Annotated in this window: 15 protein-coding genes; 10 read left to right on the top strand and 5 right to left on the bottom strand. The window is 61.8% G+C overall.

What is annotated here, in order from left to right; genetic code table 11:
- Positions 1-97 precede the first annotated feature (97 nt).
- From asd to MRY17_RS02425, 3 genes are read right to left on the bottom strand one after another with little or no spacing between them, the layout of a single operon-like run.
- The gene (gene asd, locus MRY17_RS02415) at positions 98-958 is read right to left on the bottom strand and encodes an archaetidylserine decarboxylase (protein WP_065934815.1); all 861 of its coding nucleotides are present in this window, start codon (positions 956-958) and stop codon (positions 98-100) included.
- Between the two features lie 16 nt (positions 959-974).
- Complete coding sequence (rhdA, locus tag MRY17_RS02420) at positions 975-1790, bottom strand: thiosulfate sulfurtransferase (protein WP_191953170.1); 816 nt, start codon at positions 1788-1790, stop codon at positions 975-977.
- Between the two features lie 57 nt (positions 1791-1847).
- Positions 1848-3383, bottom strand: a complete 1536-nt coding sequence (locus tag MRY17_RS02425) for an HDOD domain-containing protein (protein WP_191953169.1) — start codon at positions 3381-3383, stop codon at positions 1848-1850.
- A 167-nt stretch (positions 3384-3550) separates the two neighbouring features.
- On the opposite strand from MRY17_RS02425, the gene motA reads away from it, so the two are divergent.
- Positions 3551-4402, top strand: coding sequence for a flagellar motor stator protein MotA (gene motA, locus MRY17_RS02430; protein WP_181285892.1), 852 nt, complete (start codon positions 3551-3553; stop codon positions 4400-4402).
- A gap of 3 nt (positions 4403-4405) precedes the next feature.
- Positions 4406-5422, top strand: a complete 1017-nt coding sequence (gene motB / locus MRY17_RS02435; RefSeq protein WP_181285893.1) for a flagellar motor protein MotB — start codon at positions 4406-4408, stop codon at positions 5420-5422.
- Between the two features lie 169 nt (positions 5423-5591).
- Here motB and rsgA read toward each other — a convergent pair whose 3' ends face one another.
- Entirely contained in the window at positions 5592-6623 is a 1032-nt protein-coding gene (rsgA, locus tag MRY17_RS02440; RefSeq protein WP_243353244.1) for a small ribosomal subunit biogenesis GTPase RsgA, read from the bottom strand.
- A gap of 108 nt (positions 6624-6731) precedes the next feature.
- On the opposite strand from rsgA, the gene orn reads away from it, so the two are divergent.
- Both orn and MRY17_RS02450 read left to right on the top strand, forming a co-directional pair.
- Positions 6732-7274: an oligoribonuclease gene (gene orn / locus MRY17_RS02445; RefSeq protein WP_124356771.1), complete on the top strand. Its 543-nt coding sequence runs from the start codon at positions 6732-6734 to the stop codon at positions 7272-7274.
- 618 nt (positions 7275-7892) lie between these two features.
- Entirely contained in the window at positions 7893-8510 is a 618-nt protein-coding gene (locus tag MRY17_RS02450; RefSeq protein WP_181285362.1) for a trimeric intracellular cation channel family protein, read from the top strand.
- On the opposite strand, the gene queG is transcribed toward MRY17_RS02450, so the two are convergent.
- On the bottom strand, positions 8507-9571 hold the full coding sequence (gene queG, locus MRY17_RS02455; RefSeq protein WP_191953167.1) for a tRNA epoxyqueuosine(34) reductase QueG: 1065 nt from the start codon (positions 9569-9571) through the stop codon (positions 8507-8509). The two genes, MRY17_RS02450 and queG, sit on opposite strands and share 4 nt — an antisense overlap.
- 63 nt (positions 9572-9634) lie before the next feature.
- Between queG and MRY17_RS02460 the strand changes: the two genes are divergently transcribed.
- The 6 genes from MRY17_RS02460 (at position 9635) to hfq (ending at position 15627) form a co-directional block, all read left to right on the top strand.
- Positions 9635-10495: an NAD(P)H-hydrate dehydratase gene (locus tag MRY17_RS02460; RefSeq protein ID WP_243353245.1), complete on the top strand. Its 861-nt coding sequence runs from the start codon at positions 9635-9637 to the stop codon at positions 10493-10495.
- Complete coding sequence (tsaE, locus tag MRY17_RS02465) at positions 10483-10953, top strand: tRNA (adenosine(37)-N6)-threonylcarbamoyltransferase complex ATPase subunit type 1 TsaE (protein WP_243353246.1); 471 nt, start codon at positions 10483-10485, stop codon at positions 10951-10953. Before MRY17_RS02460 ends, tsaE begins: the two co-directional genes overlap by 13 nt.
- A gap of 15 nt (positions 10954-10968) precedes the next feature.
- Positions 10969-12390, top strand: a complete 1422-nt coding sequence (locus MRY17_RS02470) for an N-acetylmuramoyl-L-alanine amidase (protein ID WP_065886524.1) — start codon at positions 10969-10971, stop codon at positions 12388-12390.
- A complete protein-coding gene (mutL, locus tag MRY17_RS02475; RefSeq protein ID WP_411566114.1) occupies positions 12390-14300 on the top strand; it encodes a DNA mismatch repair endonuclease MutL in 1911 nt (636 codons plus the stop codon). The genes MRY17_RS02470 and mutL overlap by 1 nt, the downstream gene beginning before the upstream one ends.
- Positions 14300-15271 carry a tRNA (adenosine(37)-N6)-dimethylallyltransferase MiaA gene (gene miaA, locus MRY17_RS02480; RefSeq protein WP_243353247.1) on the top strand — a complete coding sequence of 324 codons (972 nt, stop codon included), beginning with the start codon at positions 14300-14302 and terminating at the stop codon, positions 15269-15271. The genes mutL and miaA overlap by 1 nt, the downstream gene beginning before the upstream one ends.
- A 95-nt stretch (positions 15272-15366) precedes the next feature.
- Entirely contained in the window at positions 15367-15627 is a 261-nt protein-coding gene (gene hfq / locus MRY17_RS02485) for an RNA chaperone Hfq (RefSeq protein ID WP_016976904.1), read from the top strand.
- The last annotated feature ends 12 nt before the right edge of the window (positions 15628-15639 follow it).

Genomic DNA, 15639 nt, shown 5'->3' on the forward strand with positions numbered 1-15639 from the left:
GGAGGGGGCTTGCCCCCGATTGCGGTAGTCCAGTCAGAGATGTATTGACAGGTCCACCGCCATCGGGGGCAAGCCCCCTCCCACACTTAGTTCTGCGTCAGGCCTTGGGTGTTGCGATACCCTGGCCCATCTGCACCGGCGAACCCGCCAACAATGCTTCGGTCCATTTCACCTGATCCGGCCCGAACAGCACGATAGCGGTCGAACCCAGCTTGAAACGACCCAGCTCCGCACCTTTTTCCAGATGAATCGGCGCACGGGCCGCTTCGTCGTAGCGGAAGGTTTTCAGCTCACGTTTCGGCGGCGTTACCAGCCCGGCCCACACGGTTTCAATCGATGCCACGATCATCGCGCCCACCAATACCACGGCCATCGGGCCACGTTCGGTGTCGAACAGGCAGACAACCCGCTCGTTACGCGCAAACAGTTCCGGTACGTTTTCGGCGGTGGTCTGGTTCACCGAGAAAATCCGCCCCGGCACATAGACCATTTCGCGCAACGTGCCGGCCAGCGGCATATGCACCCGGTGGTAGTCCTTGGGCGACAGGTAGATGGTGGCGAAGTCGCCGCCCATGAACGGCGCAGCCAGCGCAGCGTCGCCGCCCAGCAATTCCAGCACGCTGAAGCTGTGGCCCTTGGCCTGGAACACACGGCCATGCTCGATCGGGCCGAGTTGGCTGACAGCGCCGTCGGCCGGGCTCAGTACGGCGCCCGGGGTTTGATCCAGTGGGCGCGCACCGTCTTTCAGTGCGCGGGTGAAGAAGGCATTGAAGTGCTCGTAGGCGGTCAGGTCTTCAACCAGTGCCTGGGACATGTCCACCTGGTAACGCTTGGCGAACCAACGGGTGAAGGCATTCTTGAACCAGCGCACGCGGCACTCGGCAATGCAGCCGGCCAGGCGCGACAGCAAGTGGTGCGGCAGCAGGTACTGACTGAGGATAAACAACTGCTTTTTCATTAAGTGTCCTTAACCTTTAAATCTCGACAGGGGTATCGGGGTGGTTGCCCCATTCGCCCCAGGAACCGGCATAACCTTTGACTCGCGGATAACCGAGCGCCTTGGCCACCAGGTAGGTGAAGCCAGAGCGGTGGTGGGTCTGGCAGTGGGTGATGATTTCTTTATCGCGGGTCAGCCCGAGGTCTTCGAGGACTTGCGGCATGTCGCGGCGGATGCGCAGGCTGCGCGTCTTGTCCATGCCGGCGGTCCATTCGAAGTTCACCGCGCCGGGGATGTGACCGGCTTTGGCCGCGAGGACTTTTTCGCCGGAGTACTCCAGCGGGCCGCGGGCGTCCCAGATACCCAGATCGGCCGCGCCGAGGCGGCTTTGCAGGTATTCGCGGGTGGCGGTGGGTCCGTCGTGCAAGGTGAGGCTGACCGGGCCGCCGGCGGGGGCGGGTACTTCGGTAGATATGGGGTGCTTCTCGTCCAGCCACGCCAACAGGCCGCCGTCGAGGTAGTGGTATTTCTGATGGCCGATCACGTCGAGCATCCAGATAAAACGCCCGGCCCAACCGCCGCCTTCGTCGTCATACACCACATAAGTGGCATCGGGTGTGTGGCCCAATTCGCCGAACAGCGTCTCCAGGTCGGCCTTGTGCGGCAGCAGGCCCGGCGCGGGCGGTTGGCCCAACTGGGTGCGCTTGGGGTCAACGAAATGCGCGCCGGGGATGTGCCCTTGGGCGTAGCGGGCGGCACTGGTGAGGTCCACCAGAATCAGGTGTTCGGCATCAAGGCGACCTTGCAGGTCGCTGGGTTCGATCACCAGCGGCAAGCCAGAGAAGTCAGGCATGTGAGGTCTCCTGGGCACAAATGTCGGCGATAAAGGAGGGCGATTGTAGCGCAAGCATCAGGCGCTGCGGTTGGTAAAGCTGTGCAGGGCTTTTTCGACGCATTGCGCGGTTTTGCCGAAGGCTTGCACGGTGGTTTCCGAGAACGGCCCGCCGCCCTGATCAGCCACCATCAGCATCACCACGCGCCCATTGCAGCTCAGCGAGCGCAACAGCAGGTGCTCGCCGGTAAACAGGCGGCGCAGGATCGGCGGCAGCAGGGCGGAGAACTGTGCATGGTTGTCAGGTCCGAGACGCACCTGGGCGGACTTTTCCAGCAGCCGCTGCAGCAATGTGCTGCTGACCACATCCAGGCTCAGGTTGGCAGCGTCCTTTGGCAAGCCATCGGCCTGATGCACACGCAAGGTACTCAAGGCGCGATCCGCCATGAACAGCAGCACGCGCTGCATGCCGCTGGCGACCAGGGCCTCCCTGGCGCACGTGGTCAGGTGCATCGCATTGGCAAAGCGGCTCGGTTCGACCAGCAGCTCCGTGCAACGGTTGCGCCATACTTCCAGCGCTTCGGCTGTCGGCGGTGGCGCAGGCAACAAGCCACGATGGACTTTTTGCACGTGCCACGGCCAGATCAGCGACAGGGCCGGGTGCCAGAGGTCAGGCATCAAGGTGCTGCGGGCGCTGGTGACCGCTTGCTGGTGGACCTGTTGCTGCACATCGCTCAGTGGCTCCTGCAGGTACAGCGCAGTGAGGTATTGCCAGCGCTCGGTGTGCGGGCAGGTCCAGGATTCCTGCGCCGACATCGCCAGGCCGTTGGCCAACAGTACCGTGTTGGCCGGCTGATTCAGCCAGCGACGCAGGTTGGGTTCGGCGTCGAGCAACTGCTGGTGGCGCAACGGGTCGTCTTCGCGGGCGATGCGCAATGCCTTGACCAACAGACGCTGCTCGCCCAACAGCAGGTTATAGCCCTGGGACACCCAGATCGGCAGGTGCCAGGCCGCGGTCAAACCAAGGCACAGGTCGAGCAGGCGCACGCCGAACAATTGCTGTTCGACCTTGCGCGCCGACTCGCCCTTGTGGATTACCCGCAGTTCCCATTCCTCAAGCAGCTTGGGGTAGGCCACCGCCATCGGCCACAGTGGGGACAAAAACAGCAGGCTGCCCCAGTGGATGTCCTGCCACAGGCGCGCCAGGCGGCTGCCGAACAGGCCGTTGGCTTGCTGGGACGCGTGCTGGCTGACCAGCAGCAATTGACGCAGTGCGACGGGAATCTCGCGGGCCGGCACCGACGGCAGGCGTGCCAGCAGTTCATCGGCGCGTTTGAGGCCGAGGCGATTGAGCGCCACTTCGAGGTTTTCCGCCGGTTCCGCCAGGCTGCCATGGGTGTGGCTGTTGGCCTCGCGCATCACGCTGAGCACCAGGGCCGGACTGTCTTGCATCAGCTCGGCAATGTCCCTTAATGAGCTGCGGCTGTCGCGGATGGCTTTGCACACACGTTCGTGGCTGGCCTGGGGAACGGGCAGCAGCACGTCGTCCAGGCGCTTGATCCAGGCGGCGAGGGTGGCAGGTTTTGCAATTGGGACTGTCGTTTCATTAGCCATGGTTGGGGCGCGATCATCATATGTGTTCAACACACCCGTAACGGGCTGAATTGGCTTTTCGCCTTAACGGGCTATAGTCTGGCGCAGTTTTGCCGATAAGTAGAACAAGAGTTTTTCAGTTGCACCCACTATGTCCATGAACCCGACGGCGCAAGTACAGATCCCCTATGGCTAAAATTATCGGCATCATTGTCGTCATCGCTAGTGTGCTCGGTGGGTACGTCCTGTCCCACGGTAAAATTGCCGCGCTGATTCAGCCTTTCGAAGTGTTGATTATTGGCGGCGCCGCCTTTGGCGCCTTCTTGCAGGCCAACCCCGGCTACATGACCATGCACGTGGTCAAGAAGTCGCTGGCCATGTTTGGCTCGCGCTTCTCCCACACCTTCTATCTGGAAGTGCTGGGGCTGGTCTACGAGATCCTCAACAAGAGTCGCCGCGAAGGCATGATGGCGATTGAAGGGGATATCGAAGACGCCGCCGCGAGCCCGATCTTCGCCAAATACCCGGCCGTGCTCAAGGACGAGCGCATGACCGCGTATATCTGCGATTACCTGCGCATCATGTCCTCCGGCAACATGGCGCCCCATGAGCTCGAAGGCCTGTTCGACATGGAGCTGTTCAGCCTCAAGGAAGAACTGGAGCATCCTTCCCACGCCGTGACCGGCATCGCCGACGGCATGCCCGGGTTCGGTATTGTCGCGGCGGTACTGGGTATCGTGGTGACCATGGCTTCCCTGGGTGAGGGCGACCAGGCGGCCATCGGCATGCACGTGGGTGCGGCACTGGTGGGTACCTTCTTCGGTATTCTGGCGGCCTACGGTTTCTTCGGCCCGCTCGCCACCTCCCTGGCGCATGACGCCAAGGAAGAAATCAATCTCTACGAAGCGATCAAGGCGTCCCTGGTCGCCTCGGCCTCGGGCATGCCGCCGTCGCTGGCGGTGGAGTTCGGGCGCAAAGTGCTGTATCCGAAGCATCGCCCAAGTTTCGCCGAGCTGGAACAAGCGGTTCGCGGTCGCTAAGCCATGGAAAACAACCAGCCGATCATCATCAAGCGCGTCAAGCGCTTCGCAGCGGGGCATCACGGCGGCGCCTGGAAAATCGCTTTCGCCGACTTCGCGACGGCGATGATGGCGTTCTTCCTGGTGCTGTGGCTGATGTCCACCGCCACCCCTGAACAAAAAATCGCCATTGCGGGTTATTTCAAGGACCCGATCGGGTTTTCGGAGAGTGGCACACCTTTCGTGATCGACTTGGGCGGCTCGCCGCAGCTGGCCCCGGAGCGCACCATCAATCCGGAGGTGCAGACCGAATCGCCCCAGGAAAAAATCCCGGTCGAGCGCGATAAGGTCGAAAGCATGGCCGAACAGGTCGAGAAAGAGCGCCTGGAGCTGTTGCTGCAAGAACTGCAGAACAAGGTTGAGGAAAACCCGCAACTGCTCAAATTCAAGGATCAGATTTCCTTCGAGATCACCCCGGAAGGGTTGCGCATCCAGATCACCGACGCCGCCAACCGGCCGATGTTCGATTCCGGCAGTGCGCGCTTGAAGCCGTACTTCGAAGATATCCTGCTGGCCATGGCCGACACCATCAAGGCGGTACCGAACAAGATCAGCATCAGTGGTCACACCGATGCCAAGCCCTATGCGGGGCAGGGCGACTTCGGCAACTGGGAACTCTCGGCCAACCGCGCCAACGCGGCCCGCCGCGCGCTGGTGGCCGGCAGCTATCCGGACCCGCAAGTGGCGCGGGTGGTGGGGTTTGCTTCCTCGCAGTTGTTCGATCCTAAAGACCCGTTCAACCCGATCAACCGTCGGATCGATATCGTTGTGCTGACCAAAAAGGCCCAGCGTGCGATTGAGGGCGATCAGCCGCCGCCACCGCCTGCGCAGGGTGAGGGCGCCCCCGGTGAAGTGCCGGCGGACCCGAATGCGCTCCCGCCAGGTCAGGAGCCGCTGCCGGCCCATGAGCTGCGTCAAAAGCTGAACTTGTTTGATGACGGCGGCGTGAAGGACCCGACGGCGCCTGCGCCGGGGTCGTAAAGCTCCAGATACGACAAGGCCGCGATTATCGCGGCCTTGTCGTATCAGCCATCTCATTGTAGGAGCGAGCTTGCTCGCGAAAACCGTCAACGATAACGCGTGTATGCTGGATGCTCGCGTTGCGTTTGGGATCTTCGCGAGCAAGCTCGCTCCTACAGAGGCTGGTGGCTTAGTAACTGCTCTCAGGCAAGCTCGCAATAATCGACCGATAGCTGTTCATCCGCTGCTGCTGCACACGTCCATCCTCCAGCGCCTTGAGCAATGCACAACCCGGCTCGCGGTCGTGTTTGCAGTCGCGGAAGCGGCAAGTGCCGATCAGGTCGTTGAACTCGATGAAGCCTGCTTCCACGTCGCTGCGGCTGACATGGCCGAGGCCGAATTCACGAATACCCGGGGAGTCGATCAGCTCACCGCCACCGGGGAAGTGGAACAGCCGTGCGGTGGTGGTGGTGTGGGTGCCCTGGCCGGACAGTTCCGACAGCGGGCCGACGCGGGTGTCGACTTCCGGCAGCAGGCTGTTGACCAGCGACGACTTGCCCACGCCCGACTGACCAACGAACACGCTGATGCGCCCGTCCAGCTGCTGTTGCAGCTGTTCCATGCCGTCGCCGTGATGGGCCGACACTTCCAGCACCGGGTAGCCCAGGGTGCGGTAGACCGCCAGCAAGGCGTTGAGCGCCGGAGCGTTCTGCTCGTCGATCAAGTCGAATTTGTTCAGCAGCAACAGCGGGCGGATACCGGCATGTTCGGCCGCGACCAGGTAGCGGTCGATCAGGTTGGCATGGGGCTCGGGCAACGGTGCGAACACAATCACGATCATGTCGACGTTGGCCGCCACCGGCTTGAGCTGGCCACGGCTGTCGGGGCGACGCAATTCAGTGCTGCGTGGCAACTGGGCGACGATCACGCCGATGCCCTGGTTGCCGGCACGCCACACGACTTTGTCGCCGGTGACCAGCGCGGGCAGGTTGGCGCGCAGGTGGCAGCGGGACACAGAGCCTGCGAGGTCGCCTTCCAGCGCCTCGACTTCGACCTGCACGCCGAAGTGCGCGATCACCAGGCCGGTTTGTTCGGGCCCCAGGTCGCCGCCCTCGAGCGCTTCCACGGCGGAGGATTCGCGTTTGGCGGCGCGCGCTGCGCGTTCACCTTGAATCTTTTCGATGCGCCAGTTTTGGCGACGATTGAGCTGGCGTTTGGCCATTGGTGTTCCGTGTCGATAATGCAAAAGTTGGGTAAAACGGTCGCGAGTCTAGCACGGCCCCGCCTGCTAAACTGCGCAGCTACGCCAAGGTGCCAAGAGAATCAAGCCATGCAAAACCCACAGAACCTGATTTGGATCGATCTGGAAATGACCGGTCTGAACCCCGACACCGACGTCATCATCGAGATGGCGACGATTGTCACCGACAGCAACCTCAATACCTTGGCCGAAGGTCCGGTGATCGCGATTCACCACAGCGATGCCGTGCTTGCCACCATGGACGAGTGGAATACCCGCACCCATGGCAACTCGGGCCTGACCCAGCGTGTACGCGACAGCCGCATCAGCATGGCCGAAGCCGAAGCCCAAACCATCGCCTTTCTGGAAAACTGGGTGCCCAAGGGCAAGTCGCCAATCTGCGGCAACAGCATCTGCCAGGACCGGCGCTTCCTTTATACGCACATGAAAGGGCTGGAGAGCTACTTCCATTATCGCAACCTGGACGTGTCGACCTTGAAGGAGCTGGCAGCACGCTGGGCGCCGGAGGTCAAAGACAGCTTCCATAAAGGCAGCACGCACCTGGCGCTGGATGACATCCGCGAGTCGATCGCCGAGTTGCAGCATTACCGCAAGCATTTCATCAAGGCCTGAAGTCGGCAGCGTCCGCTGCACATGTGGGAGGGGGCTTGCCCCCGATGGCGGTGTGTCAGGCCCGGATGCATTGACTGACACTCCCTTATCGGGGGCATAGGTATCTACACAACTCAGCAGCGCCCAACAGTAACCACGATGCGCAGCGAGTCGCTCTTGATCTTGATCTGCTTTTGATCCTAGGCGCCCCGTTAAACCACGCTGGCCGAACGCAGGCTTGAATCCGTGGGTAACCCGGCAGGACGCCGGGTTAGCCGCACTGGGCCATGGATGGCCCATTGCGGCGGCCCACGGATTCAAGCCGGAGAGAGGGCACACCGAGCCTGGGCGAGGTGCCGAGTGGTGGGGCAAGAGCGTTTTGCTTACTTTTGCGCTTTTCAAAAGTGAGCCGCCGTCAGGGCGGAACCCTAAGTGGCCGTTACCGCAGAAACGGATATGTACTCGATCTGATCCAACATCCTGGTCGGCCCAGAGGCCGCCATCGGGGGCAAGCCCCCTCCCACATTGGAATGGATTTGCAAATCCAAGTGTGGAAGGGCGACTGGGTTTATCTCGGAGCGCCCCCTTTTGGTGCCATCAGCAAATGATTAGACTGCCGGCCACCCTGCAAGGATCGCCATCATGCTGCTGATGCTCTACCTCATCGCCATCACCGCCGAAGCCATGACCGGCGCCTTGTCCGCCGGTCGACGCGGCATGGACTGGTTTGGCGTGGTGCTGATCGCCTGCGTGACGGCGCTGGGTGGCGGGTCGGTGCGCGATATGTTGCTGGGCCATTACCCGCTGACTTGGGTCAAGCACCCTGAGTACCTGGTGCTGACCTCGGTGGCCGCACTGGTGACCATCTTTATCGCACCGCTGATGCGCCGCCTGCGCTCGCTGTTTCTGGCGCTGGACGCTTTGGGCCTGGTGGCATTCACCCTGATCGGCTGCATGACCGCCCTGGAAATGGGACATGGCATGCTGGTGGCGTCGGTCAGTGGCGTGATCACCGGCGTATTTGGCGGCATCCTGCGCGATATCTTCTGCAATGACATCCCGCTGATCTTTCGCCGTGAGCTGTACGCCAGCGTGTCGTTCCTGGCCGCCTGGTTCTACTTGCTGTGCCTGTATCTGGAATTGCCCAGCGAACAGTCCATTCTGCTGACCTTGTTCAGCGGGTTTCTACTGCGCCTGCTGGCGATCCGGTTTCACTGGGAAATGCCCAAGTTCGTTTACAACGACGATGTGCATTAACGTCCAGCGTGTTGCTCCAGCGCCCATTCCACATGTTCGCGCACCAGCTCCGACGGGTAGTCCCGCCGCGCCTTGAGCGCTTCAAGCACCGGAATGCTGGAGGGCGCATTGCCCAGGCCCACCGCCAGGTTGCGTAACCAGCGCTCATAACCGGCACGGCGCAGGGGCGAGCCCTCGGTGCTGCTGAGGAATTTATCCTCGTCCCACATAAACAATTCGGCCAGTTCAGCGTTATCCAGATTGTGACGTGGCTTGAAATCGCTTTCGGCGGTGGATCGGGCGAAACGATTCCACGGGCAAACGATCTGACAGTCATCGCAGCCAAACACACGGTTGCCGATCAGTGGGCGCAGGTCTTCGGGGATGGCGCTTTTGAGTTCGATGGTCAGGTAGGAAATGCAGCGCCGCGCGTCCAGCACATAAGGGCCGACGAAGGCGTTGGTGGGGCAGATGTCCAGACACGCCGTGCAACGGCCGCAGTGTTCGGTGGCGTGGGGTGGGTCCACCGGCAACGGTAAATCAACAAACAGTTCGCTGAGGAAGAAATAGCTGCCGGCCTTGCGATTGAGTACCAGGGTGTTTTTGCCGATCCAGCCCAGGCCGGCCTGTTCGGCGATGGCTTTTTCCAGTACCGGTGCGCTGTCGACGAAGGCGCGAAAGCCGAACGGTCCGATCTGAGCCTGGATGCGGTCGGCCAGTTGCTGCACGCGCTTGCGGATCAGCTTGTGGTAATCGCGGCCCAGGGCGTAGCGCGAGATGTAGGCTTTCTCCGGCTGGGCCAGCAATTGCGCCATCTGGGTGTCGCCGGGCAGGTAATCCATGCGCAGCGATACCACGCGCAAGGTGCCCGGCACCAGCTCATCGGGATGGGAGCGTTTGCTGCCGTGGGCGCCCATGTACTCCATCTCGCCGTGATAACCCGCGTCGAGCCAGCGTTGCAGGTGCTGTTCATGCTCGGCCAGGTCCAGGCCGCTGATGCCGACTTGTTGAAAGCCCAGCTCGCGGCCCCAGTCTTTGATCGATTGGGCGAGGGCGGGCAGATCGGAGGTGATAGGGGGCATGAGACACGGGAAACCACAGGATAGATGCGTATAATTCTGCCAGACATCGGAGCTTGAAGACGCATGCCTCAGACAAAACACGAAATAACCGACGTTCAGCTGTTGTTGCCGGGTCACTTGCCGCAACTGGCTGCGCGTTCGCTGGACGCTCATAAAGGCCAGTTCGGCCATCTGCTGGTGATTGGCGGCGACCGAGGCTTTGGCGGGGCAGCGTTGCTCAGTACCGAAAGTGCATTGCGCAGTGGTGCGGGCATGGTGTCGCTGGCAACACGGGTTGAACATGTGCCCGCCGCGTTGGCGCGTTTGCCTGAAGTGATGACGGTGGGCGTGAGTTCGGCCAATCAACTGATGGGCCTGCTGGAAAAGATCTCAGTGATTGTGATCGGGCCCGGTCTCGGTGACGCTTCCTGGGGTAAAAGCCTGCTGTCCGTCGCCGCCAACGCGCCCCAGCCGCAAGTCTGGGACGCCGACGCCTTGAATCAACTGGCGACCGGCAAGGTCAGCCTGCCGGCCAATTGCGTGATTACCCCGCATCCAGGCGAAGCCGCACGTCTGTTGGGCATTTCAACAGCCGAGGTTCAGGCCGATCGCCTTAAGGTGGCGCGCGCGTTGAGCCAGACATTCAACGCGGTGGCTATCCTCAAGGGTGCTGGCAGTTTGATCGCCAGCCCGGACGGACGTGTTTCGCGCTGTGACCAAGGCCATCCCGCGATGGCGACGGCAGGGCTTGGCGACGTATTGGCCGGCCTCGTCGGCGCATTGCTGGCCCAGGGCATGCACGGCTATGAGGCAAGCTGCCTGGCCGTGTGGTTGCACGCCACGGCGGGGGATCGCCAGGGCACATTTGGTCGCGGCCTGGCCGCCAGTGACCTGATACCGGCCATTCGTCAATTGTTGGAGGAGCAGTCGCCGTGCCTGAAGTAATTCTTTTCCTGGCGGATGAAGAGGCCATGGTCAGCCTCGGCCAGCGCCTTGCCCAGGTCACTGCCGGGGCAGGGCTGATCTTCCTTGAAGGCGACTTGGGGGCGGGCAAGACCACGCTGTCCCGGGGCATCATTCGCGGTTTGGGTCACGCCGGTGCGGTAAAGAGTCCGACGTTCACACTGGTCGAGCCCTACGAGATCGGCAAGATTCGCGCTTTCCACTTCGACCTCTATCGCCTGGTGGACCCCGAAGAGCTGGAATTCATGGGCATCCGGGATTATTTCGACGAAGACGCGTTATGCCTGATCGAGTGGCCAAATAAAGGCACAGGCTTTTTGCCAAAGCCGGACATGACCATTACCATTACGCCGCATGAGCATGGACGTCAGCTGAAGTTGTTGCCCCAGAGCGTGCGCGGCCAGTCGTGGTGCGCCGCTTTGGCATTGGAATTCAAATAATTGGTGGGGTTAGGTATGCGCTTTCGCGCGTTGGTTGCTGTCGTGGGGGTGTTGCTTGCGGCAATGACTGTCAATGCTCTGGCTGCTTCACAGGTGAAAAGTGTTCGCCTGTGGCGAGCGCCGGATAACACGCGACTGGTGTTCGACCTGTCTGGCCCGGTCCAGCACAGCGTCTTTACCCTCACGGCGCCCGATCGCCTGGTGATCGACATCAACGGTGCGAGCCTGGCTGCGCCGCTGAAGGTCTCCACTGCCAATACCCCCATTACCGCCATGCGTTCGGCCCAGCGCACGCCGACCGATCTGCGCGTGGTCATCGACCTGAAAAAGGCCGTGACCCCCAAAAGCTTTTCCCTGGCCCCGAACGCCCAATATGGCAACCGCCTGGTGGTCGACCTGTTCGACAATCCCGCCGATGCCGCGCCGCCGCCTGTGCCGACGCCCAGCGTGGCAACGGTGCCGGCGGTGCCGGTCAACCCCTCGCAACCGCAGGTCAAGCTGCCACCGCCGCCGCCTGCTCCGGCAGGCAAGCGCGACATTATCGTGGTCATCGACGCCGGTCACGGTGGCGAAGACCCGGGCGCCTCCGGTTCGCGCGGCCAGCATGAAAAAGACGTGGTGCTGGCCATCGCCCGCGAACTGCAACGCCAGGTCAACGGCATGAAAGGCTATCGCGCCGAACTGACCCGTACCGGCGACTACTTCATCCCGTTGCGCGGGCGTACTGAAATCGCCCGCAAGAAGGGTGCGGACCTGTTTGTCTCGATCCACGCCGACGCCGCGCCTTCCAGCGCCGCTTTCGGTGCGTCGGTGTTTGCCCTGTCGGATCGTGGCGCCACGTCCGAGACTGCCCGTTGGCTGGCCGACAGCGAAAACCGTTCCGATCTGATCGGCGGGGCCGGCAACGTGTCCCTCGACGATAAGGACAAAATGCTCGCCGGCGTACTGCTTGATCTTTCGATGACCGCCTCGCTGACCTCCAGCCTGAACGTCGGCCAGAAAGTCCTGAGCAACATCGGTCGAGTCACATCGCTGCATAAACAGCGCGTGGAGCAAGCCGGGTTCATGGTGCTGAAGTCGCCGGATATCCCGTCGATCCTGGTCGAGACCGGATTCATTTCCAACGCCAACGAGGCATCCAAGCTGGCCAGTGCCAGCCATCAGCAAGCCTTGGCGCGCTCGATCAGCGCCGGCGTGCGCCAGTTCTTCCAGCAGAATCCGCCACCGGGCACTTACATCGCCTGGTTGCGTGATTCCGGCAAAATTGCCCAGGGGCCGCGTGATCACCGCGTGCAGCCCGGCGACACCGTGGCCATGCTGGCGGTACGTTTCCAGGTCACGCCCGCCGCCTTGCGCAGCGCCAACAACCTGAAAACCGATGAGCTGAAGATCGGCCAGGTGTTGACCATCCCAGGCACTGAATTGGCGGCGCAGTAATGAGCGAATCTGTCTTGAATAGTGGCTCGCGCATTGAACTGCTCAGCCCGCGCCTGGCTAACCAGATCGCCGCGGGCGAGGTGGTCGAGCGCCCGGCCTCGGTGATCAAGGAGCTGCTGGAAAACAGCATCGACTCCGGCGCCAGGCGCATCGACGTGGACGTGGAGCAGGGCGGCGTCAAGCTGCTGCGGGTGCGCGACGATGGCAGCGGCATCTCGTCGGATGACCTGCCGCTGGCCCTGGCCCGCCACGCCACCAGCAAGATCCGCGACCTGGAAGACCTTGAACGGGTCATGAGCCTGGGCTTTCGCGGTGAGGCCCTGGCCTCCATCAGCTCCGTGGCCCGCTTGACCCTGACCTCGCGTACACGCGGTGCCGAGCAGGCCTGGCAAGTGGAAACCGAAGGCCGTGACATGGCGCCCCGGGTCCAGCCGGCAGCTCATCCGGTGGGCACCTCGGTAGAAGTGCGCGACCTGTTCTTCAATACCCCGGCGCGGCGCAAATTCCTCAAGGCCGAAAAAACCGAATTCGACCACCTGCAGGAAGTCATCAAGCGCCTGGCCCTGGCACGTTTCGATGTGGCGTTCCATCTGCGCCACAACGGCAAGACCATCCTCAGCCTGCACGAAGCCAATGACGACGCCGCGCGTGCTCGGCGCGTGGCGGCAGTCTGCGGAGCCGGCTTTCTGGAGCAGGCGTTGCCGATAGAGATTGAACGCAATGGTTTGCGCCTGTGGGGCTGGGTCGGTTTGCCGACCTTCTCCCGCAGCCAGGCGGATTTGCAGTATTTCTTCGTGAATGGCCGGGCAGTGCGCGACAAGCTCGTGGCCCATGCGGTGCGCCAGGCCTACCGCGACGTGTTGTTCAACGGGCGGCATCCGACGTTCGTGCTGTTTTTTGAAGTCGACCCCTCGGTGGTCGACGTCAATGTGCACCCGACCAAGCACGAAGTGCGCTTCCGTGATGGGCGCATGGTGCATGACTTCCTGTACGGCACCTTGCACCGCGCCTTGGGCGACGTGCGCCCGGATGATCAATTGTCGGCGCCCATCGTGACGGCGGTGGTCCGCCCAAGCGGCCCCGAGGCCGGTGAATTCGGGCCCCAGGGCGAAATGAGCCTGGCCGCCAACCTGCTGCAATCTCCGCAGCAGCCCAACTACACAGCGCCCAACGCGGGAGCCGGCGCCGGTTATCAGTATCAATACACCCCGCGCCCGCAATCGACCGTGCCGGTGGCCGAGGCCCAGGCGGCTTACCGTGAGTTTTTCGCGCCGCTGCCGGGTGCCGAGCCCGGCACAGTTGCCTTGCCCGAGGGCGGTGGTGATATTCCACCGTTGGGCTATGCGCTGGCGCAACTCAAGGGCATCTACATCCTGGCGGAAAATGCCCACGGCCTGGTGCTGGTGGACATGCATGCGGCTCACGAGCGGATCATGTATGAGCGCCTGAAGATCGCCATGGCCAGTGAAGGGCTCAGTGGCCAGCCATTGCTGGTGCCCGAATCCCTGGCGGTCAGCCAGCGTGAAGCCGATTGCGCCGAAGAGCACCACGGTGTGTTCCAGAAACTGGGCTTCGAACTGCAACGCCTGGGCCCGGAAACCCTGGCGATCCGCCAGATTCCCGCGCTGCTCAAGCAAGCCGAGGCCAACCGGCTGGTAGCCGATGTATTGGCTGACCTGATGGAGTACGGCACCAGCGACCGTATCCAGGCGCATATCAATGAGTTGCTCGGCACCATGGCCTGCCACGGCGCCATCCGCGCCAACCGTCGCCTGGCCCTGCCGGAAATGAACGGCCTGCTGCGCGACATGGAAAACACCGAGCGCAGCGGCCAATGCAACCATGGCCGACCGACCTGGACCCAGATGGGCCTGGATGATCTGGACAAACTGTTCCTGCGCGGTCGCTGATGAGTGCCTTGCCCCCCGCGATTTTCCTGATGGGCCCAACGGCCGCCGGCAAGACCGACCTGGCCATCGAGCTGACCAGGGTCTTGCCGTGCGAGCTGATCAGTGTCGACTCTGCCCTGGTTTACCGGGACATGGACATCGGTACGGCCAAGCCTTCGAAAGAGGTGTTGGCCCGGTATCCGCATCGTTTGATTGACATCATCGACCCGGCCGAGAGCTATTCGGCTGCGGATTTTCGTACCGACGCTTTGGCCGCCATGGCCGAGATCACAGCCCGGGGTAACATTCCGTTGCTGGTCGGCGGCACGATGCTCTACTACAAGGCTTTGCAGGAAGGTCTGGCGGATATGCCGCCTGCCGACGCCCAGGTGCGCGCCGAACTTGAAGACGAGGCCGCACGTCTGGGCTGGCAAGCCCTGCACGACCAACTGGCGGCGATAGATCCGGTGTCCGCGGCACGCATCCACCCCAATGATCCACAGCGCCTTACCCGCGCCCTGGAAGTCTGGCGTGTGGGTGGTCAGACCATGACTGAACATCGGCTGAAACAAACTGCGCAAAGTGCTGACGCAGGCGCATCTGGCCGGTCACAATTGCCCTATACTGTGGCGAACCTGGCCATCGCTCCGGCGAACCGCCAAGTGCTGCATGAACGGATTGCACAAAGATTCACAAATATGTTGGAACAGGGGTTTGTGGAGGAGGTCGTAGCACTGCGTTCCAGAGGTAATCTGCATCCAGGATTGCCTTCGATACGTGCTGTAGGCTACCGCCAAGTCTGGGATCATCTGGATGGCAAGCTGACGTCAGCCGAAATGCAGGAACGCGGCATCATTGCCACGCGCCAATTGGCGAAGCGCCAGTTCACCTGGTTGCGCAGCTGGAGCGATTTGCACTGGCTGGACAGCCTGGACAGCGACAATCTGTCACGCGCCTTGAAATACCTGGGAACGGTCTCCATATTGAGCTGAGTCCTTGCAATTGCCGTCTATCCTTGGGGGTGTGGCGGCCATGAGCTATTTATTTTTCCGATTTTTTATTATTGATCCTTAAAGGAGTGCGGCACATGTCAAAAGGGCATTCGCTACAAGACCCTTACTTGAATACCTTACGTAAAGAGAAAGTGGGGGTTTCCATTTATCTGGTCAACGGTATCAAGTTGCAAGGTACGATCGAGTCGTTCGACCAGTTCGTGATCCTGCTGAAAAACACCGTCAGCCAGATGGTTTACAAACACGCTATCTCAACAGTCGTCCCTGTTCGTCCAATCCGTCTGCCTAGCGCAGCAGGTGATGAAGCAGCTGACGCTGAGCCAGGTAACGCCTGATAGGAGTCTCCT

Source organism: Pseudomonas orientalis (assembly GCF_022807995.1).
Classification (GTDB): domain Bacteria; phylum Pseudomonadota; class Gammaproteobacteria; order Pseudomonadales; family Pseudomonadaceae; genus Aquipseudomonas; species Aquipseudomonas orientalis_B.